The sequence below is a fragment of the Rhodococcus sp. ACS1 genome, assembly GCF_002300155.1.
Taxonomy (GTDB): Bacteria; Actinomycetota; Actinomycetes; order Mycobacteriales; family Mycobacteriaceae; genus Rhodococcus_F; species Rhodococcus_F koreensis.
In genome coordinates, this window is record NZ_NSDZ01000011.1 from 375,089 (window position 1) to 395,543 (window position 20,455).

The following is a 20,455-nucleotide window of genomic DNA, read 5'->3' on the forward strand; positions in this document are numbered from 1 at the left end:
CTGCGGAACTGCTCGCGGGGGCGGGCCGGGGTGATCCGGTGCCGTGGGGTAGCTCTCCGCGCCGTCTCTCTGTGATGCACCTAACAGTAGGGCCGCGTCCGGTCGTATGCTTATCCTGACGGGACAGGACGCCTATCATTTCGGGACACGGCCAGGTGTCGGGAGAGGGCAGGGACGGGATATGAAACCTCTCGCGCGTTACGCGTCACTGAACGGGTACGTGGAACTGTGCCGGTCGCTCGGACTCGAGCCGGCGCCGCTGCTGCGCGCCGCCGGCCTCGACCCGTCCGGGCTCGGTCTGCAGGACCGCTGGATACCCGCCGCAGCGATCGCGCGACTGCTCGAGCAGTCGGCGGACAGATCCGGATACGCGGATTTCGGGGTTCGCCTCGCCGAACGCAGGCAGTTCTCCAACCTCGGACCGCTCAGCCTCGTCGTCCGCGAGGAACCCGACGTCCGCAGCGCCCTGCGTGTCCTCACCCGCTACGACCACACGTACAACGAAGCGTTGCGGACCCGGATGTCGGAGCGCGGCGGGCTGGTGACCCTGCGAATCGAACTCGACGTGGGGGAGGCCACCGACATCCGGCAGTCGGTGGAACTGGCGGTGGGGGTGCTGCACCGGCTGCTGCGGGGCTTCCTCGGCGGCGGCTGGAAACCGCTCGCAGTCTGCTTCCCGCACCCGGCACCGGCCGACGCCGCGACGCACCGCCGGTTGTTCGGGCCTGCGATGAAGTTCGACCACGAGTTCGCGGGCATCGTCCTCGAGGCCGGCGACCTGAACGCGCCGAACAAGATGTCCGATCCGCTGCTCCGCCCCTATACCCAGCAACTGCTCGAATCGTGGGAGCCGTCGGACGACGTGACGATCGTGAGCCGGGTCCGCGAGTTGATCGAACTGCTGCTTCCCACCGGCCGCTGTTCCGTCGAGCAGGTGGCCCGCAGCCTGGGGGTCGACCGGAGAACCGTGCACCGCCGTCTCGCCGAGAGTGGAGAGTCGTTCTCCACCGTCCTCGACGGCACCCGCACCGAACTCGCCGAACGGATGGTCGCGAATCCGCGGCTGAACCTCACCGAGATCGCGGACATGCTGGCGTTCTCGGCGCCGAGCAACTTCTCACGGTGGTTCCGCGGCCGGTTCGGGGTCAGCCCGAGCAGATGGCGAGCCGAGCACGCGGACGTCAGACCCTAGTGGGATGCCAGGCCGCCACAGCCCAGATCACGACCGCGTCGAGCGCGATGAGGGTGATCGCCCACATCGGGTAGTACGGCAGCCACAGGAAGTTGACGACGATCGACAGACCGCAGATCACGAAGGCGGCGCCGCGGGCCCACGTCACCCCGGCGAGCAGAGCGACACCCGCCGCGGCGACCAGCGCCCCGAGCACGATGTGGGTCCACCCCCACGAGGTGACGTCGAATTCGTACGTGTATCCGGCCTCGACGACGAGCACCTCGTCCTTGGACACGGCGGAGAGGCCCTGCAGGATCTCGAGCACCCCGACGGTGACGAGGAGGACCGCCGCGCCCAGTTGCGGTGAGGTGCGGGCCGGACCCGCTGCGGACGTCATGAGCGGATACTCGCGTAGTTCTGCAGGAACCGGGCTTCGACCAGCGACATCGCCGCGATCTCCGAGGGGTCGACACTTTCGTTGGGGGCATGGATCAGTGCCCGGGGTTCCTCGACGCCCATCAAGATGATCTCGGCGTCCGGGTACGTGTCGGCGAGGACGTTGCACAGCGGAATGGAGCCGCCCTGTCCCAGCATGACCATGGGCCGGCCGTAGGCCTCCTCCATGGCCGAACCGAGGGCCCGGTAGGCAGGTCCGTCGGTGCGGGTCCGGTACGGCGCCCCCGAGGCCTCGACCACGACGTCGACGGCCACCCCCCACGGCGCCGCGGAGTGCAGATGGTCGATCAGCGCTCGCTGTGCCTGCGCGGGTTCGAGCCCGGGCGGTATCCGCAGGTTCAGGCGGGCGCGTGCCCGCGGTGCGATCGCGGCCGCCGATCCGACCACCGGCGGGCAGTCGATGCCGAGGACGGTCAGCGCCGGACGCGCCCAGAGCATGTCGGAGACGGTGCCGTCGCCGAGAAACGATTCGGTGTCGAGCATTCCGGCGTCGGTGCGGAACTGTTCCGGCGGGTAGAGTTCTCCGGTCCAGGTCTGGGTGTTGTCCACACCGTTGACGGTGGTGTTGCCCTTGGCGTCTCGCAGCGTTGCCAGCATCGCGATCAACGCGGCGAGGGCGTCCGGGGCGGCGCCACCGAACATGCCGGAGTGCAGATCTGAGGTGAGTGCTTCGACGGTGACGACGACGTTGACCAGTCCCCGCAGGCTGACGGTGGCGGCCGGCAGGCCCACATCGGCGTTACCGGTGTCGCACACGAGAATCGCGTCGGCGCGCAGGAGATCGGCATTTTCGCGGACGAAGCCTTCAAGACCGCCGGTGCCCTGCTCCTCCGACCCCTCGACGACGAGTTTCAGGTGCACGGGGAGTTCGGCTCCGAGGGCTCGCAGCGCCGTCAGGTGGACGAGGATGTTGCCTTTGCAGTCGGCGGTGCCGCGTCCGTACCAGCGTCCGTTCCGCTCGGTGAGCTGGAATGGTGGTGTTTCCCAGGCGGTGTCGTCGAGCGGGGGTTGGACGTCGTAGTGGGCGTAGAGCAGCACGGTGGGGGCGTGCGGGTTCGGGGAAGGGCGTGACCCGACCACGGCGTGGCTGCCGTCGGACGTTTCTTCCAGACGGGCGTCGGTGAAGCCGTGCTGCGCGAATTTCGCTCGCACCCATTCGGCCGCACGGTGGCATTCTTCGGGAGGGTACCGGCGGGGGTCGGCCACCGATTGCATGGCGACGAGTTCGGTCAGTTCTTCTCGCGCCTGCGGCATCAGGTCGCTGATGCGTTCTCTCAGGTTCATCGCTCACTCACCCGCCACGTCGCTGGTCTCGAGGTCGCCGACGAACTGTTGGAATTCGGGAAGTTTGTCGGGGCAGTAGATCTGGATGACCAACAGTTCCCCCTTCACCACCCGTTCGTCCACGACGACGGGCCGGGTTCCAGGCCCGCCTGCTCCGTTGGCCATCTGGGACAGCAGCGTGGCCCGGGCCAGGGGAGCGTTCGGGTTGGCGCAGATCGCCCCGCCGTCGTCCCCTAGCACCCCGACGATCTGGTCGTGCGACGGTGTCCGGGCACCGGCCTGGTCGAGGGCCGCGATGAGCTGATCCGCCTTGTCGTCGGCTTCCCGGTTCGACGAGACATAGGGGAAGAGGAGCAGGGCGATGATCGTGAGGATCACGATGATGAAGGTGACGAGACCGTAGATGATCATGCGGTCGCGTCGGCTCGAGGCTTCCTTCGCGGTGGTCATGACTCGCTCTCCTCGGGTTGCTTCCACGAGGGCTTCCGGGCCCTGTAGAACAGATAGGGCACGAGCAGGCCGAGGCCGAGTGCTCCCGCGGCGACGATCAGAACGTACACGCCGGCATTGCCGGAACTGAACTGCGACGGCGGGATGAAGCCGATGAGGAGAGCGGCGAGTGAGGCGGCGAACCCGACCCCGCACAATCCGACCAGCATCGGTGCCCGGTATCCACGCGGGTGGTCGGGGGCCTTGCGGCGCAGCTGAACCGCGGCGACGAACATCAGCAGGTACATGATCAGGTACACCTGCGTGGTGATCACCGAGAAGATCCAGTACGCGCTCGACACGTCGGGGATGAACGCGTAGAGCAGGGCGATCACTGTGGTGACCAGGCCCTGCGTGACCAGAATGTTCTGCTGCACGCCGTGCTTGTTGACCCGCTGCAGGAACGGCGGCAGGTAGCCTTCCTGCCGGGAGATGAGCACCAAGCCCTTGGACGGGCCGGCGAGCCAGGTCAACATGCCACCGAGCGACGCCGCCACCAGCATGATTCCGATCACCGGTGTGAGCCATTGCCAGCCGAACTCCGCGAAGACCGCGTCGAATGCCTGCATCACCCCGGCGGTCAGGGACAGCTGTTCGGCCGGTACCACCCAGCTGATCGCCAACGCGGGCAGGATGAAGATCGCCAGGACCAGGCCCATGGACAGGAACATCGCGCGAGGGAATTCCTTGCCCGGGTTCCGCAGGGACGACACGTGCACCGCATTCATCTCCATGCCGGAGTAGGAGAGGAAGTTGTTGACGATCAACACGAGGCTTGCCAGGCCGGCCCACGCAGGCAGCAGGTGGTCGGCGGTCATCGGTGCGGCGGAGGCATTGCCCTGGCCCAGGAAGACCGTTCCCAGAATCACCAGCAGTGCACCGGGCACCAGGGTGCCGATGATCAGGCCGGCGCTGGAAAGACCTGCCACACCCTTCGTTCCGCGCGAGGAGATGTAGACCCCGGACCAGTAGGTCACCATGATGACTATCGCGGTCCACACTCCGTTGCTCGCGAGGGCCGGATTGATGACGTAGGCGAGCGTGCTTGCGACGTACCCGAGCAGACTCGGATAGTAGAAGATCGTCATGGCGAACTGGCACCACACCGCCAGGAATCCCATCGGCTTGGAGATCCCGCGGGAGACCCAATTGTAGACGCCGCCTTCCCATCCCGATGCCAGCTCGGCCGACACCAGCGATGTCGGTAGCAGGAACACCAGAGCGGGGATGAGGTACAGGAACACGCACGCCAGGCCGTACACGGCCATCGTCGGCGACGGACGCAGGCTCGCCACCGAACTGGTGGTCATCAACGCCAGGGCGAGCCAGGAAATCCACGACCCCGCCGGACCGCGGGTGCGGGCCTCGGCCTGAGCGGGCGGCTGGTCGGAGGGTATGTCCGGTGCACTCATGACATCCACCTGTCTCGGAACCGGCGGTCGGCGTTCCCGGCCTCGCTGCTGCGTGTCATCCCACTGCCCTCCTAGTCGACAACCCGCAGGTCGTGGCTGGTGTTGTTCAGGCGGCGTCCGCCGTCTTCGGTGACGGTGACGATGTCTTCGATGCGGATCCCGAACCTGCCCGCGAGGTAGATGCCCGGTTCGATCGAAAAACACATGCCGGGGACGAGGAGCTGTTCCTCGCCCTCGACGATGTACGGCGGCTCATGGGTGGTGCCCCCGATCCCGTGTCCGGTGCGGTGAATGAACTGCTCGCCGTAGCCGGCGTCGCTGATCACCGACCGCGCCACCCGATCGATCTGCTGACAGCTGATCCCGGGTCGGACTGCCTCGACGGCCGCTTGCTGCGCCCGCCGGACGATGTCGTGCACCTGCTGCACTTCGGGTGCCGGCTCGCCCACCGCGACCGTGCGGGAGGTGTCCGAGCCGTAGCCGAACATCAGGCCGCCGAAGTCCAGGACGACGATGTCACCGCGTTCGATCATCCGGTCACCGGCCTCGTGATGAGGATTGGCGCCGTTGGGTCCGGACCCGACGACGGTGAAATCGACCTGCTCGTGCCCGAATCGGCGCAACAATCCGGCAAGTTCTGCCGCGACCTCGTTCTCTCGCCGACCGGCGAAACGTGTCTGCACGATCTGCTCGTACACTGCATCGGCTGCGGCGCCGGCCGCGGACAGCCGAGCCAGCTCGGCGGGGTCCTTGACGGCACGCAACATCGGCATCCCGTCGGTCAGTGCCACATACGACGAGCGCGGTAGCTGTCGCTGCAGGCCCAGCAGGTGCATCGCCCAGGCGGAGTCGGAGACGCCGTATCTACCCGTGGGGTCGAGCAGTGCGCCGGCCACCTGGTACGGATCGGTGCCGTCGGACCACTCGACGAGCGACACCGCAGACGTCCCGTCCGCACCTTCGGCGTCGGGTCGTTCGAGCGCGGGCACCACCATGGTCGGCTGCCGATCCGGGCACAGCACCAGAATCGTGAGTCGTTCGGTGATCGCGGTCGGCCGATACGCCGTCAGCCACACCAGGTCCGGTCCCGGCGTGACGAGCAGACCGTCCAAGCCCGCGGCGACGGCGTCGTGAACGACTCGTGCCATTCGGGCGGCGTAGTCTTCGCCGGTGAACGGCGTGGGCGTCGGATGCGCGATCGATGTCATCGAGCCCTCCGGTGAGTGTGGAGATCTTCGACTGCCACCCGAAATTCGAGACAAAGAAACCGAATTCGCATTGCGAACTCGCCGCGTCCATGACCGCATGACGACGGTTGCTCAGGGCACTCCGCTCGATCGGCACCGCATCGCCACGGTCCACCTCCCACGGGCGCGTGAAGGCCCGCCAAATCGAATTGTGCGCCTGCCCGGACCGAAACCGCAGCAGAATTCCGGTAAAATTCAATTGCCATCTTGGTAACGGGGACGAGGCCGGCACAGTTCTCCAGTTGGACATCGGACTGATGCGACCGATCTCGGCCCTTCGCAGACGTGGCGGTTGCACCATGAATGACATGGACGACATGGCCCGTGAACCCCTCGACGGACGTGACTCCGGCGAGGGTGCCCCCGCGGGCGCTCAGGCCATGACCGTGCGCGGCGCCGCGTTCCTCGGCGTCGGCTCGATGGTCGGTGCCGGCATCTTCGCCCTCCTCGGGGAGGCCGGGGCCGTGGCCGGCTCCGCGGTGTGGCTGTCGTTCCTCCTTGCCGGCGTGGTGGCCACCTTGCAGGGCTATGCCGTCGCGAAGTTGGGGGCGCGCTACCCGTCCTCGGGCGGCATCGTGACATTCCTGCTCCAGGGGTACGGCCGCGGGCACATCACCGCAATCACGTCGTGGCTGCTCTACTTCGCGGCGCTCATCGTCACCGCCATGGTGGCCGTCTCGTTCGGGAGTTACGGCGCCGCACTGTTCTTCGACGATTCGGGTGCGTGGAGTCGCATACTCACCTCCGGCGTGGTCGTGCTCGTGGCGGCGATCAACATCGCGGGCACCAAGTTCATCGACCGGGTCCAGACCGCGATCGTGGTGATCCTGCTCGCGGTGTTCGCCGTCTTCGTCGTCGTCACACTCGCTCAACTCGACCCGAGCCTGCTGGCACCGTCCACGTACCCGCCGACACTGGACATCGTCGGCAGCGTGGCGCTGACCTTCTTCGCCTATCTGGGCTTCACCGTCATCAGTTTCACCGGCGGCGACCTTCCCGACCCGCGTCGCAACCTGCCTCGTGCGATGTACCTGGCCCTGGGCATCACGATCCTCCTGTACGTGCTGATCGCTCTCGGAGTCTTCGGAACCCTGACCGTGCAGGAGGTCATCGACAACGGCGATACGGCCCTCGCCGTTGCGGCCCAACCCGCTCTCGGCGACGCCGGGTTCGCGATCATGGCTCTCGCGGCGCTGCTGGCCACCTCCTCCTCGGTCAACGCCAACGTCTATGCGGCGGCCGGCTCCACCGCCAAACTCGCCGAATCCGGGACCTTTCCACCGGTGTTCGGTAGTCGAGCCTGGGTCGGGGGCACACGCGGGTTGACCATCTCGGTCGCGCTGATCCTGCTCCTGGCGAATCTGGTGGATCTCACCGCCATCGCCTCCCTCGGCAGCGCCGTGGCTCTCGCGATCTTTCTCGTGATGTCGATCGCGGCCTACCGGCTCCGCCACGAAACGGATTCCCGCGCAGGCATCCTCGTCGCCGGAATCGTACTGACCGTCGTCGTTCTCGTCGTCTTCGCCGTGCAGACGCTGCTGACCGCCCCGCAGACGTTCGTGGCGATGATCGGGATCGTGGTGCTGGCGGTTGTGCTCGAGTTGTTCTGGAGCGCGGTGCGCGCTCGCCGGGCGTCCCGCACGCGGTGAGGGGAGTGGGGCGCGGTCTCAGCGGACGGGTGGGACGGGCAGAAACGGCCGGATCTCGTCGTCGCCGGGGCGGATGACCCCGGCATGGGACTCGGGCACCTCCTGCCACGCGCCCTCGAGGTCGCGCAGCGGTTCGGACACCACGAACCGGGTTTCGTCGCCCAGTTCGCGCAGTACCTCCACCTCGGGGTGCAGGGCACGGACCTTGTCCATCGCGGTGGAGAAGAACAGCGAGCGCGTCTGCTGTTCGGTCGAGTACCGGAACACCCAGACGGAGACGCCGTCGGTGGTGGCGATCGTCGCCTGCACCGGGTTCTCGACCCCGTGCCGGGCGCCGACGTCCTCGACGAACCCGACGGCGCGGGCGACGGCGGTGAACGGGTCGTCGGTGAGTCCGAACGTCAGCGCGAGGAAGAACAGTGTCTCGGAGTCGGTGGATCCTTCGATCTGCGGGTAGAGACTCGGGTCGACGGCCAGGGCCAGTTCGCGCTTCATCTCGGTGAATCCGCGCAGCGCGCCGTTGTGCATCCACAGCCAGTTGCCGTGCCGGAAGGGGTGACAGTTGCTGCGCTGCACGGGAGTTCCCGTCGACGCGCGCACGTGCGCGAAGAGCATCGGCGTCCGGATCTGGCGGGAGATCTCCCGCAGGTTGCGTTCGTTCCAGGCGGGTTCGATGCATTTGAACAGGGCCGGGGTGGGGCCGTCCCCGTACCAGCCGATGCCGAACCCGTCACCGTTCGTGGTGGTCGCACCCATGCGGGAGTGCAAGCTCTGGTCGATCAGGGAATGGACCGGCCGGAAGAGGAGGTCCTCGACGAGGATCGGATCGCCGGAGTATGCCATCCACCTGCACATCTTCTCATTCAATCAGGTCGAGTCTGCTGACGTAGTGGCTTCCGTCATCGATCGGGTTGTCGGGTGGGAGATAGCCCTCGCCGACGCGTCGGAAGCCGGCCTTCTCCAGCGCCCGCCACGACGCCCGGTTGGGGATGACGACGGGGACGACGATCGCGGTGGCGTCGGGTAGGTCGGCGCGGCACTTGGCGACGAACGCCCGGATCATCGCCGTTCCCAGCCCTCGGCCGATACGCCCGGGATCGCCGATGAAGTAGTCGATGGAGATGCTGCCCGGTGGGATGTCGACGAGGGCCGTGAGGAGCGCGAGGTCCTCGGGATAGTCGGCGATCCGGTATCGCTGGATGAAGCCGAACGGCACGCCGCCCCGCAGCACGAGGAAATCCTCGCAGGGTTCGGTGCCGTCGATGCTGCCGCCGAAGTCGCGCTCGATGTCGGCGTCCGCGGTGTCGTGGTTCCAGAACCGCGCGACGTGCGGTTCGCGGAGCCATCGTTGCAGTTGAGGGAAGAATTCGCGGGTAGTGTGGACGAACTCGAAGGTGACTGCGCCGGCGCTCACGGTAGGGAAACTAGCACCACCCGAGTCGATACAACTTCGGTATCGATAACGAGAATCTTTGACTTGGACATGTATCGAACATCCCTCTAGCGTGATTCCTATGACTCAGGTCACGCTTCCGGATCGGGGCGTGATCAGAGTCCCCCAACTTCGTCACCCCCCGAATCCAGAGAGAGGAGTCACCGATGACCCTCCCCCTCGCCGTCTCGCCGGCAGTCGACAGCGCGGTCTCCAAGATCTTCCGCCGTGTCGTGCCGCTGTTCATCGTGATGTTGATCTGTAACCAGCTCAATCGCTCGAATATCGGCTACGCCCAGACCCACCTCGAAGCAGATGTGGGCATCGGCGCCGCGGCGTACGGATTCGGCGCGGGTGTCTTCTTCATCGCCTACGCGATCTTCGAACTGCCGTCGAACGTGCTGATGGAGAAGTTCGGCGCCAAGGTGTGGCTGACCCGCATCATGATCTCGTGGGGCCTGGTGTCCGCGGCCATGGCGTTCGTCAACGGCCCCGAGATGTTCTACGCCCTGCGGTTCCTGCTCGGTGTCGCCGAGGCCGGCTTCTTCCCGGCCATCATCTTCTACTTCACCCGCTGGCTGCCGAACAACCACCGCAGCCGCGCCACCGCCCTGTTCATCGCCGGTTCGTCGATCGCGGCCGCCATCTCGGGACCGATGTCCGGACCGCTGCTGTCCCTCGACGGACTCGGCGGGCACCACGGCTGGCAGTGGATGTTCGCCCTCGAGGGCCTGCTGTCGGTGGTCGTCGGGTGCATTGCCTACCGCCTGCTCGACTCGAAGATCGACGACGCGAAGTGGCTCACCGGCCCGGAGAAGCACGACCTGCAGGCCGTCATCGCCGAGGAGGACGTGCTGCGCAGCGAGGCGTCCGCGAAGCGCGGCGAGTCGGGCTCGCGCTGGAAGCTGCTCCTGCAGCCGCGGATCCTGGTGTGCTGCGGCATCTTCTTCGCGATCACCATGGCGATCTACGCCAACACGTTCTGGCTGCCGTCGATCATCCGCCGCATCCCGGGCACCACCGACGTCACCGTCGGGCTGCTGTCCTCGCTCCCGTGGATCTGCGCGATCTTCGCGATGTACTTCTCCAACCGCTCCGCCGACCGCACCGGACGGCACAAGCCGTACCTCGTCGCCGCGCTGCTCATCGGTGGTATCGGCACGATGGCCGCCGCGTTCGTCACGCCCTGGCTGGCCCTGCCGCTGCTGTGCGTCGCGACGATGGGGTTCAAGAGCGCGAGCCCGCTGTTCTGGTCGATTCCGCAGCGCACGCTCCACCCGATGGTGCTGGCACCGGCGATCGCGATCATCAACTCGCTCGGCAACCTGGGTGGCTTCGTGGCCCCGTTCGGCTTCGGTGTCATCAAGGAGCAGACCGGCACGGTGACGATGGGCCTGATCGTGCTGTCGCTCTTCGCCCTGGCCGCCGCCGCGGCGGTGACGTACTTCCGGCGCGACAAGGAAGACATCGACGAAGTCGCGAACGTCGCAGAGGTGGCGTCCGACGACACCCTGGCCACCAAATGACCCGTCACCGGACCATACGAAACGCAGACGAGAATTCGAGGATCGCATCATGACAGCAACGGTGAACCGGACCGACGTGACCGGACAGATGATCATCGCGGGCAACCCCGTCCAGGGTTCCGGCACGACCATCCACGGCATCGACCCCGCCACCGGCCACCAGCTCGAGCCCGGCTTCGCGCACGGTGACGACCGGGACGTCGACGCGGCCTGCGCCGCCGCCGCCGAGGCGTTCGCGCCGTACCGCGCCACGACGTCCGAGGAGCGCGCCCGGTTCCTCGAGACGATCGCCGACAACATCGAGGCGCTCGGCGAGACGCTGATCGCCCGGGTGTGCGCCGAATCCGGACTCCCCCAGGGCCGCGTCACCGGCGAGGTGGGCCGCACCTCCGGACAGCTGCGGCTGTTCGCCGGCGTCCTGCGCGACGGCGGCTGGAACGGTGCCCGCATCGATCCTGCGCTGCCCGACCGCACCCCGTTGCCGCGTGCCGACATCCGCCAGCGGAAGGTCCCGCTCGGACCGGTCGCGGTGTTCGGCGCCAGCAACTTCCCCCTCGCGTTCTCCGTCGCCGGCGGCGACACCGCGTCGGCGCTGGCGGCGGGCTGCCCCGTCGTCGTGAAGGCCCACGACGCGCACCCCGGCACGTCCGAACTCGTCGGCCGCGCCATCGCCGACGCCGTCGCGAGCACCGGCATGCCTGCGGGGACGTTCTCCCTGCTGTTCGGCTCGGGCCGCGGGCTCGGCACCGCGCTGGTCACGGATCCGCGCATCAAGGCCGTCGGCTTCACCGGATCCCGTTCCGGCGGAACCGCTCTGGTCGCGGCCGCCGCGGGACGCCCGGAACCGATCCCGGTGTACGCGGAGATGAGTTCGATCAACCCGGTGTTCCTCCTCGAGAACGCGCTCACCACCCGCGGCGCCGAACTCGGTCGCGCCTTCGTCGGGTCGCTGACCCTCGGTTCCGGGCAGTTCTGCACCAACCCCGGTCTCGTCATCGCGGTCGACGGTCCCGGCCTCACCTCGTTCGTCGAGTCCGCGCGCGCCGCGGTCGCCGAGAGCACGCCCACCCCGATGCTCACCCCGAACATCGCCGGCTGCTACGCCGACGGCGTCACCGCGCTCAGCGGAGCTGCGACCGTGGAGGCCCGCGGCACCGAATCCGACGCGCCCAACACCGGCCGGGCGGCGCTGTTCAGCGCCGCCGCCGACACGTTCCTGGGCTCGGAGGTGTTGCAGCAGGAGGTGTTCGGCTCGTCCAGCCTGATCGTCCGCTGCCGCGACGCCGAGCAGGTGCGCGCCGTGGCGGCGAAGCTGGAAGGCCAGCTGACCGCGACCGTCCACGTCGACGACGCCGATCTCGACGAGGCAGGCCGCCTGCTGCCCGTCCTCGAGCTCAAGGCCGGACGAATCCTGTTCAACGGCTGGCCCACCGGGGTCGAGGTCGGTCACGCGATGGTGCACGGTGGTCCGCACCCCGCGACGTCCGACTCGCGCACCACGTCCGTGGGTTCGCTGGCGATCGAACGCTTCCTGCGACCCGTTGCCTACCAGGATGTTCCGAGCTCGCTGCTTCCCGCCGCCATCGCCGACGGCAACCCCGACCAGTTGTGGCGTCGCATCGACGGCCGACTCACCCAAGACTGTTTTTCCCTCGTGAAGGAGTTCCCCATGCTCGACGGCGTCCTGTTCTTCCCCGTCACCCCGTTCACAGCATCCGGCGACGTCGACTACGACCGGCTCGCCGAGCACGTCGCCAAGGGTGTCGACGCCGGCCCCGGAGGCGTCTTCATCGCCTGCGGCACAGGCGAATTCCATGCCCTCGGGCTGGAGGAGTTCGGCAGGATCGTCGCCAAGGCGACGGAAGTCGTCGCCGGACGGGTCCCCGTCTTCGCCGGCGCAGGCGGTTCCGTGCAGCAGGCCAAGGAGTTCGCCGCCAGCGCGAAAGCCAACGGCGCCGACGGCATCCTGCTGCTCCCGCCGTACCTGGTGACGATGCCGCAGGCCGGACTGGTGGAGTACACCCGCGCGGTCGCCGAGACCACCGACCTGCCGCTCGTCGTCTACAACCGCGGCAACGCCCGCTTCGACGAGCCGGCAGCCGTGGAGGTCGCGCAGTTCCCGACCGTCGTCGGGTTCAAGGACGGCACCGGTGACCTCGACAAGGTGGGCCGCATCGTCCGTGCGGTGAAGGACGCGCTCGCCCCGTCCGGCAAGCAGTTCCTGTTCTTCAACGGCATGCCCACCGCCGAGGTGACCCAGCAGGCGTACCGCGCGATCGGTGTCACGCTGTACTCGTCCGCCACGTTCGCCTTCGCGCCGGAACTCGCACTCGGCTTCTACGACGCACTCGAATCCGGCAACCAGGAACTCACCGACGCACTGCTCCGCGACTTCTTCCACCCCCTGGTGCGCCTGCGCGACCAGGTGCCCGGATATGCGGTGTCGCTGATCAAGTCGGGTGTCGCGATGGAAGGTATCGACGCCGGGCCCGTGCGGCCGCCGCTCGTCCCCACGAGCGACGTGCACCTGCGTGAGCTCATTCGGATCACCGCGGCCGGCCGCGCCGTTCTCGCCGACGCTCTCGCCGTGCAGGCGGCGGTCTGATGACTGCCGCACCGATCCGGATCACCGGCGCGCGGATCACGCCCGTCGCGTTCGTCGATCCGCCGCTCCTCAACACCGTCGGCGTGCACCAGCCCTACGCGCTGCGCGCGATCATCCAGCTCGACACGGACGGCGGTCTCGTCGGACTCGGTGAAACGTACGCCGACACGGCCCACCTGCTCCGGCTCGAGGCGGCCGCCGAGGCGATCGTCGGGCTGGACGTGTTCGCGCTCAACGCGATCCGCGCGGCGATCGACGCGAAGATCGCCACGCTGACCGTCACGGGCGGCGACGGTGTCGCGGGCATGATCACCACGGCCAGCACCACCGACCGCGTGTTCTCCCCGTTCGAGGTGGCGTGCCTCGACGTGCAGGGCAAGGCACTCGGCCGGCCGGTGTCCGACCTTCTCGGCGGCAAGGTACGCGACGCCGTCCCGTTCAGCGCCTACCTGTTCTACAAGTGGGCCGGGCACCCCGGTGCCGAGCCCGACGAATGGGGCGAGGCGATCGACCCCGACGGTCTGGTCCGCCAGGCGCAGAAGATGATCGGCGAGTACGGCTTCGAGGCCATCAAGGTCAAGGGCGGCGTGTTCTCCCCGGACGAGGAGATCGCCGGTATCAAGGCGCTGCGGGCCGCGTTCCCCGACCTGCCGCTGCGCCTCGACCCCAACGCCGCGTGGACCGTCGACACGTCGATCAGGGTGGCGTCGGAACTCGACGGCATCGTCGAATACCTCGAGGACCCCACACCCGGTCTCGACGGCATGGCCGAGGTGGCGCGTGAGGCGAAGATGCCGCTGGCCACGAACATGTGCGTCGTCGCGTTCGATCAGCTCAAGCCTGCGGTGCTGAAGGATTCGGTGCAGGTCGTGCTGTCGGATCACCACTACTGGGGTGGCCTGCAGCGGTCGCGGCTGCTCGCCGGGATCTGCGACAACTTCGGCCTGGGCCTGTCGATGCACTCGAATTCGCATCTCGGCATCAGCCTGGCCGCGATGGTGCACCTCGCCGGCGCCACCCCGAACCTCACGTACGCGTGTGACACGCACTGGCCGTGGAAGACCGAGGACGTCGTCAAGCCGGGTGTGCTGAAGTTCGTCGACGGCGCGGTCGCGGTGCCGACGACGCCGGGTCTCGGCGTCGAGATCGACGAGGACGCGCTCGCCGCCCTGCACCAGCAGTACCTCGACTGCGGGGTGCGCGACCGCGACGACACCGGGTACATGAAGTCGGTGGACCCGACGTTCGAGAACACCTGCCCTCGCTGGTAGCTGTCTCACGGAAGACGCCGACCGCGAACTCGGTCGGCGTCTTCCGGGTGGGCTAGATTGAGCTTCGGGCTCGGGCCCACCTCGAGGCAAAGGAGTGGATCGAATGTTCTCCCTCGCACGGCTGTCGTGTTTCATCGCCGTCGCGGAGGAGCTGCATTTCGGTCGCGCCGCGGAGCGCCTGCACATGACGCAGCCGCCGCTGAGCCGTCAGATCCAGCAGCTCGAAAGCGAACTCGGGGTGCAGTTGATCGACCGCACCAGCCGATCCGTCACCCTCACCGCGGCCGGGGCGGCGTTCCTGCCCGACGCCCGGCGCATTCTGAGTCTGTCGGAGAGTGCCGCCCTGACGGTGCGGCGGGTGCCTGCCGGTGATCTCGGCACCGTCGTCGTCGGGTTCACCGGCGCGTCCGCGCACGCGGTGCTGCCGAGGTTGCTCGAGGCCGCACGCGACCGGCTGCCGGACGTGAAAATTGTTCTGCGGGAGATGGTCACGTCGGTGCAGATCGAATCGCTGATCAGCGGTGAACTGGATCTCGGACTGATCCGCCCCATCCTCACCCGCCCCGGCATCGACACCCGCCCCATCCACCACGAACGTCTCGTCGCCGCGCTGCCCGCGGGTCACCCCCTCGCCGACGCCGGCCAGTTGGCGGTGGAGGATTTCGACGACCAGCCCGTCGTCATGTATTCGCCGGTCGATGCGCGGTATTTCCACGAACTGCTCATCAGCACGTTCACGATCGTCGGGGCCTCCCCGCGCTACGTCCAGTACGTCACGCAGGTGCACACCATGCTGGTGCTCGTCCGGTCCGGGCTGGGCCTGGCCCTCGTCCCGGAATCCGCGCAGACGATGCACCCGGAAGGGGTCGTGTTCCGGCCTGTCTCCGCGATCCGCGACCGGCCCGTCCAGATGAACGCCGCCTGGCGCTCGGACAGCCGGAACCCCGCGTTGCGCAGGCTCATGGAGGACGTCCTGCCGCAGCGGGAATGGGAATGAGGGCCGGCACGCTCAGAGCGTGAGCTTGCACGTCTGACCGATGTCGAGCACCCGCAGCACCCGGCCCGTCCCCAGCCACAACGCACACGACAACGCCAGGTCGGTCAGGATCTCGTCGGTGAAATGCTCGTGACACCGCGCCCAGAAGTCCTCGTCCTCGCGCAGCGCCGTGTGATCGGTGGCGAACCGGTGCGCGAACTCCGCCGCCGTCCGCTCCTCCGCGCTGTACCCGGGCCACGACTCCCACTCGAGGACGTGATCGTAGAAGTGCTCGTCGATGCCCGCGTCGGCGCCACTGCTGTCGCGGGTGCCGAGGCACACGGCGCACTCGTTGGCCTCCGCGACCGCCATCCGCGCGATCTCCCGCACGCGTAACGGTAACTGGTTCCGGTTGTATACCGCGTCCGTGAAGGCGCCGAGCGCACCACCCAGCTCGGGTGAGATCGACAGCCAACCTGCCACGTCATCGTCACTGTAGCTACCTACTCGACTCATCCCCGAATGCTACAGCGAGAGCCGTCGCGGGCGATAGATCTGACACGTGTTCTACGTAGCAGTGGCCTCGGCGGCGGTGGTCATGTCCGCCTCCGACGGGGTGCGGGTTCGCGTTCGTTGTCCGATCCGCCGAGCAGCTCACTGAGCGTTTCGCCCACGCCCTCGAGTACGCCCTTGGTCTTGGATTTCGTGCTGCCGCTGCCCTTGACGTCGGAGACGAGATCGGTCAGGCCTTTCGGTTCGCTGCCGATCGCGAGTCGGTTCGCCGCCTCGGCAAAACGCAGGTAGGTGTCGACGCTCGCGACCACGACGCGGGCGTCGATGGTGAGTAGTTCGATGCCGACCAGCGAGACCCGGACGTAGGCGTCGATGACCAGGCCCTTGTCCAAGATGGTGTCGATGACATCGGCCAGGCTGCTCGAGCTCGGGCCTCCACCGGCTGTGGTCATTGCCGTGCACCTCGCTTTTGCTCGTGCCGCCCGTTACCGCATGCCCTGCGACATGGCGGAAACCGTGAATATCGTGCGGCTACCGGACTACCCGGAACCGAGGGAACCTAATCGGTCAAAGACGGGAATTGACTAGGTAATTCGTTCCTCGTGCCGGCCGGGAAACGGTCCGGACGGTCGGCTCTTTCGGTGCTCGGGTCGCCCCGGGGCCCGCAGGTGCTTATGCTCCTGACCAGGTTCGCCGAACGAAGAGGTGCACGATGGGCGACGCAAGCGATGACAGGTCGGGGCCCGGCCCCGAGTTGACCGTCGGCACGCGGGTGCTGGTCCGCAGGAAGGCCGAGGCCGACGCGACCGGTGAGGTCGTCGAGGACTACGCGGCACTCACCGAGCCGGGTGGTGCCGGGCACGACTGGGCGCCGGCGCATCGGTGGGCGATCGCACTCGACGACGGGCGCCTCGTCTTCGCCGACACGGACGAGGTGACCGTCGATCCCAGCCCTCGATCCGGTCGGCGGGGGACGCACCGTCGTGAGAGTTCCGACGGGTAGTCAGATCCAGGACACGGTGTCGGCCGGGTCCAGGCGGGGGAGCCGATCGAACCACGGGTTCGCGCCGGGGTGCCCGATGTTGACGACGAGAATGGAACGGAAGCGGCCGTCGGGGAAGAACTCGGCGTCGATTCCGGCGGCGTCGAAGCCTGCCATCGGGCCTGCGGCCAGGCCGAGGGATCGGACGGCGAGGATGAAGTAGCCGGCCTGGAGTGCACTGTTGAATTCGCCCGTTCGCTCGCGCATCTTCTCGTCGCCTTCGAAGACGTCGCGCAGCTCCGGCCGGAACGGCAGCAACGCCGGGATGTGGTCGTGGAACTGCGTGTCGACGGCCAGGATGGCGACCGCGGGCGCCGACTCGGTCTTTGCCTTGTTGCCCTCGCTCATGTGTGGCAGCAGTCGCGCGCGACCCTCGTCGGTCCGGGCGAAAACGATCCGCAGGGGCTGGGTGTTCGCCACCCCGGTGCCCACTTCGCGAGGTCCCAGATCTGGGCGAGCTGCTCGTCGGTCACCGGGGTGGACGCGAAACTGTTGGCCGTGCGTGCCTCGCTGAACAGCAGGGCGCGACCCGCCTCGTCCAGTTCCGGTCGCGTCTGTACGTCTGAGCTCATGGTTGCTTCCCTCTCGATGACTAGCAACAAAAATGTTACTAGTAAAAAACTAGTTGACAGTTGGATGCTAGCACCTTGCTATGGTCGAGGTATGAGCTCAGGCGTCGAACAGCACGATCCGCGCGCGTGCGACGGCGCGCTCGCGAGAGCGTTCACGTTCCTGGGCAAGCGCTGGAACGGCGTCATTCTGGCGACGCTGATGTCGGGCCCGGCGACGTTCTCCGGGCTGCGACGATCGGTCGGGAGCATCAGCGATTCGGTGCTCTCCGACCGTCTCGTCGAACTGGCCGGGGCCGGTCTGGTGACGCGGGAAGTCTGCGAGGGACCGCCCGTGTCGGTCACCTATCAGCTGACCGAGGCCGGCCAGTCACTGATGCCGGTCCTCGACGAACTGGCGGAGTGGGCGAAGACGCATCTCACGGTGCAGTGACCGGCGAGTCCCGACTCGGACTGCCGCAACCGGGGATCAGGGTGCGCGCGTGGAGTCGTCGAGCGCGGGTCGGGTCCACGTCTGTTGCGAACCTGCACCTTTCGCTACGAGGCCGAGCTCGCGCAACTTGGCGATCGTCATCATCGTGTTGAACATGGGGTTCGGATTCGCACCCGATACGCCCAGTTCCTGGGATCGCGCGATGAAGGCGTGAACGAACGCCGGCAGATCGTCGATGCGATCGGTGAGCAATGCCTGTGCGGCGCCGTCGAGCGCCGAAGCCTGATCGAGTAGCGACGCCAGGCGCTCGGCTGCGGCCGGGCGATCGAACACCTCGAACGCGTGGCCCTCCGTGACGACGTCGACGGCGCCGGTCTCGACCAGCGTCAGCGCCAGGGCGGCCGCGGCGAAGATGTTCATCTGGTTGGCGTCGTGCATCGCGCCGCACGGCCCGTTCGGTTCGTCGGACAGGTGCAGCAATCGTGCCCCGGGAAGGTGGACGACGACCTGGCCGGCGCAGTGGCCGTGGGTGCGGACGACCTGGACGGCACCGTCTCCGAACGACCAACCCGACACGTGTTGAGAGCCGATGACGAGGTGCTCGAGCGGGAGTTCCTCATAGGTCCGGGTGACGTCGGTGACGGGAACGTAGGGCCGGTACATGGCAAGGAGCCGGCGAGCTGCGTCAGCCGGATCCTCGAACCCCGGCACCAATCCGGACACGCGCTCGAGACTCGTGATCCAGTAGGGAAGACCGTCATCGCGGTACTGGCTCGCGTCGTGTGCGCTGACGAAGTGCTGCACGTTCGAGCGGTCGAGTCCGTCGCCGAGGTCGTTGACGAGGTCGTTGTTCCCGACATGGTCGGGGTGGCCGTGGGTGGTGAGCAGAAGGATCTTCGACCACGGGGCGAGGTCGTCGGCGGCGGACCGGATCGCGTCGCGGAAAGCGGTGGTCACCCCGCTGTCGACGAGCACCAGGAGATCTCCGGCCCGGTGGACGATCACGTTGCCCACGTCCGGCTGGTGCGCGGCCATGTCGAGCGCCTGACCCACGATCATGCGCGTCCGAGCGTCGATCTCGATCTGTTCGCCGAGTGCCACTCGTTCGTTCTAACACGCCACCCGACTCGTCGGTGACGGTTCACCCGAAGTAATCCGCCTCCCCGGCTGGGTACGGCCGCCCATACTGGAAACAGTGTTCCACGCAAGCTTCGAGCAGGTCGAGATTCGAGACAGCGATGGGAGAGCGGGGTGGCACGAACATCCTCGGTGCGGCGACTGGTCGCCGTTCTGGCGGTCCTCACGACGGGACTGGCGGGATGCGGTGAATCGGACGATGCACCGGTCCTGCCCGATGCGCAGCTCACCGAAACCATCCCGACGGCGATGGAGAACGCCTCGGTTCCGGGGGCGATCGTCGGTGTCTGGCAGGACGGCGCTGCACCCTACGTGCAGGCGTTCGGGGTACGCGACACCGCCACCGGCGACCCCATGTCGCCGGACCTGTTCATGCGCGTCGGCAGCCTCACCAAAACTTTCACCACCACCGCCGTGCTGCAACTGGTCGATGAGGGAAAGGTCGGCCTCGACGATCCGATCGACAGGTATGTGCCCGACGTCCCCAACGGCGAGGCGATCACCCTCCGCCAGTTGGCGGCCATGCGCAGTGGGCTGTTCGACTACTCCGAGGTGGTGATTCCGGCGCTCCCGAGTCAGCCGCAGCGCCAATGGACACCCCAGGAACTGCTCGCGATCAGTTTCAGCCGTCCACCCCTCTTCGCGCCGGGAACCGCGTTCGACTACTCCAACACCAACACCCTCCTCTTGGGTCTCGTGGTCGAGAAGGCATCCGGCCTGCCGCTGAATACCTACATCGCCGAGCGGATCACGGAACCCGAGAATCTCGACGACACCTCGGTCCCCACCACTGCGGCCCTTCCGTCACCGCACGCCCGGGGATACGCGAAAACACCCGACGGCGCGACGGTGGACGCGACCGACTGGAGCCCGTCGTGGGGATTCGGCGCGGGAAACATGATTTCCACGCTCGACGATCTGCGCGTGTGGGTGCGCGACTTGGCAGAAGGAACGATGCTCTCGCCCGCCACCCAGCACGAACGGGAGCAGTTTCAGCCGGCGCCGTCGGAAGGCACGGGTTCGCTGTACGGACTCGGGGTCGAGAACCAGAACGGCTGGATCGGCCACAACGGAAACATCGCGGGCTTCCAGACCTATGCCTACTACCTTCCCCCCGAGGGCAAGACGGTGGTGGTGTTGGTCAATTCGAACGCCGACCCGCTGGGCGTGTGGAACTTCTTCACCGAGATCGTGAAGATCGTCAGCCTCGACCACCCGTGGCCTGCGCCGCCGTCGTAGC

Annotated in this window: 19 protein-coding genes and 2 pseudogenes; 10 read left to right on the forward strand and 11 right to left on the reverse strand. The window is 67.4% G+C overall.

The window, feature by feature from the left end:
• The first annotated feature begins 181 nt into the window (after positions 1–181).
• On the forward strand, positions 182–1,192 hold the full coding sequence (locus tag CJ179_RS43180; RefSeq protein WP_072943791.1) for an AraC family transcriptional regulator: 1,011 nt from the start codon (positions 182–184) through the stop codon (positions 1,190–1,192).
• Here the strand turns inward: CJ179_RS43180 and CJ179_RS43185 are convergent.
• From CJ179_RS43185 to CJ179_RS43205, 5 genes are all read right to left on the reverse strand, one after another.
• Positions 1,182–1,571 carry a hypothetical protein gene (locus tag CJ179_RS43185; RefSeq protein ID WP_072943790.1) on the reverse strand — a complete coding sequence of 130 codons (390 nt, stop codon included), beginning with the start codon at positions 1,569–1,571 and terminating at the stop codon, positions 1,182–1,184. The two genes, CJ179_RS43180 and CJ179_RS43185, sit on opposite strands and share 11 nt — an antisense overlap.
• Entirely contained in the window at positions 1,568–2,914 is a 1,347-nt protein-coding gene (locus tag CJ179_RS43190) for a dipeptidase (RefSeq protein WP_095865501.1), read from the reverse strand. Before CJ179_RS43190 ends, CJ179_RS43185 begins: the two co-directional genes overlap by 4 nt.
• A gap of 3 nt (positions 2,915–2,917) precedes the next feature.
• A complete protein-coding gene (locus CJ179_RS43195; protein WP_072943786.1) occupies positions 2,918–3,364 on the reverse strand; it encodes a hypothetical protein in 447 nt (148 codons plus the stop codon).
• The gene (locus tag CJ179_RS43200; RefSeq protein ID WP_095865502.1) at positions 3,361–4,815 is read right to left on the reverse strand and encodes an APC family permease; all 1,455 of its coding nucleotides are present in this window, start codon (positions 4,813–4,815) and stop codon (positions 3,361–3,363) included. The genes CJ179_RS43195 and CJ179_RS43200 overlap by 4 nt, the downstream gene beginning before the upstream one ends.
• 71 nt (positions 4,816–4,886) lie before the next feature.
• Positions 4,887–6,023: a Xaa-Pro peptidase family protein gene (locus CJ179_RS43205; RefSeq protein ID WP_179377880.1), complete on the reverse strand. Its 1,137-nt coding sequence runs from the start codon at positions 6,021–6,023 to the stop codon at positions 4,887–4,889.
• 338 nt (positions 6,024–6,361) lie between these two features.
• Between CJ179_RS43205 and CJ179_RS43210 the strand changes: the two genes are divergently transcribed.
• A complete protein-coding gene (locus CJ179_RS43210) occupies positions 6,362–7,711 on the forward strand; it encodes an APC family permease (protein WP_095865503.1) in 1,350 nt (449 codons plus the stop codon).
• 18 nt (positions 7,712–7,729) lie between these two features.
• On the opposite strand, the gene CJ179_RS43215 is transcribed toward CJ179_RS43210, so the two are convergent.
• Complete coding sequence (locus CJ179_RS43215; RefSeq protein WP_095865504.1) at positions 7,730–8,554, reverse strand: class II glutamine amidotransferase; 825 nt, start codon at positions 8,552–8,554, stop codon at positions 7,730–7,732.
• A 16-nt stretch (positions 8,555–8,570) separates the two neighbouring features.
• Positions 8,571–9,125: a GNAT family N-acetyltransferase gene (locus CJ179_RS43220; protein ID WP_095865505.1), complete on the reverse strand. Its 555-nt coding sequence runs from the start codon at positions 9,123–9,125 to the stop codon at positions 8,571–8,573.
• Positions 9,126–9,310: 185 nt separating this feature from the next.
• On the opposite strand from CJ179_RS43220, the gene CJ179_RS43225 reads away from it, so the two are divergent.
• From CJ179_RS43225 to CJ179_RS43240, 5 genes and pseudogenes are all read left to right on the forward strand, one after another.
• A complete protein-coding gene (locus tag CJ179_RS43225; protein ID WP_072943777.1) occupies positions 9,311–10,669 on the forward strand; it encodes an MFS transporter in 1,359 nt (452 codons plus the stop codon).
• A 49-nt stretch (positions 10,670–10,718) separates the two neighbouring features.
• Positions 10,719–12,308, forward strand: a pseudogene (locus tag CJ179_RS52370) (aldehyde dehydrogenase (NADP(+))); the annotation flags it as partial.
• 30 nt (positions 12,309–12,338) lie between these two features.
• A complete protein-coding gene (locus CJ179_RS52375; protein ID WP_218834920.1) occupies positions 12,339–13,274 on the forward strand; it encodes a 5-dehydro-4-deoxyglucarate dehydratase in 936 nt (311 codons plus the stop codon).
• Entirely contained in the window at positions 13,274–14,545 is a 1,272-nt protein-coding gene (locus tag CJ179_RS43235; protein ID WP_095865507.1) for a glucarate dehydratase family protein, read from the forward strand. The genes CJ179_RS52375 and CJ179_RS43235 overlap by 1 nt, the downstream gene beginning before the upstream one ends.
• Before the next feature lie 103 nt (positions 14,546–14,648).
• Positions 14,649–15,542 carry a LysR substrate-binding domain-containing protein gene (locus CJ179_RS43240; protein WP_072943770.1) on the forward strand — a complete coding sequence of 298 codons (894 nt, stop codon included), beginning with the start codon at positions 14,649–14,651 and terminating at the stop codon, positions 15,540–15,542.
• A 12-nt stretch (positions 15,543–15,554) separates the two neighbouring features.
• Here CJ179_RS43240 and CJ179_RS43245 read toward each other — a convergent pair whose 3' ends face one another.
• Both CJ179_RS43245 and gvpJ read right to left on the reverse strand, forming a co-directional pair.
• Entirely contained in the window at positions 15,555–16,037 is a 483-nt protein-coding gene (locus CJ179_RS43245; RefSeq protein ID WP_095865508.1) for a carboxymuconolactone decarboxylase family protein, read from the reverse strand.
• A gap of 80 nt (positions 16,038–16,117) precedes the next feature.
• Positions 16,118–16,486, reverse strand: coding sequence for a gas vesicle protein GvpJ (gene gvpJ, locus CJ179_RS43250; protein ID WP_072943766.1), 369 nt, complete (start codon positions 16,484–16,486; stop codon positions 16,118–16,120).
• 260 nt (positions 16,487–16,746) lie between these two features.
• Between gvpJ and CJ179_RS43255 the strand changes: the two genes are divergently transcribed.
• Positions 16,747–17,037: a hypothetical protein gene (locus tag CJ179_RS43255; RefSeq protein ID WP_072943765.1), complete on the forward strand. Its 291-nt coding sequence runs from the start codon at positions 16,747–16,749 to the stop codon at positions 17,035–17,037.
• Here CJ179_RS43255 and CJ179_RS43260 read toward each other — a convergent pair.
• Positions 17,038–17,648: pseudogene (locus tag CJ179_RS43260) on the reverse strand (malonic semialdehyde reductase).
• A 91-nt stretch (positions 17,649–17,739) separates the two neighbouring features.
• Here CJ179_RS43260 and CJ179_RS43265 point away from each other — a divergent pair.
• Complete coding sequence (locus tag CJ179_RS43265; protein ID WP_072943763.1) at positions 17,740–18,078, forward strand: helix-turn-helix domain-containing protein; 339 nt, start codon at positions 17,740–17,742, stop codon at positions 18,076–18,078.
• Positions 18,079–18,114: 36 nt separating this feature from the next.
• On the opposite strand, the gene CJ179_RS43270 is transcribed toward CJ179_RS43265, so the two are convergent.
• The gene (locus CJ179_RS43270) at positions 18,115–19,179 is read right to left on the reverse strand and encodes an MBL fold metallo-hydrolase (RefSeq protein ID WP_072943762.1); all 1,065 of its coding nucleotides are present in this window, start codon (positions 19,177–19,179) and stop codon (positions 18,115–18,117) included.
• 150 nt (positions 19,180–19,329) lie between these two features.
• Between CJ179_RS43270 and CJ179_RS43275 the strand changes: the two genes are divergently transcribed.
• Positions 19,330–20,454 (forward strand): serine hydrolase, encoded by a 1,125-nt coding sequence (locus CJ179_RS43275; RefSeq protein ID WP_072943761.1) that lies wholly within the window; start codon positions 19,330–19,332, stop codon positions 20,452–20,454.
• Position 20,455 lies beyond the last annotated feature (1 nt).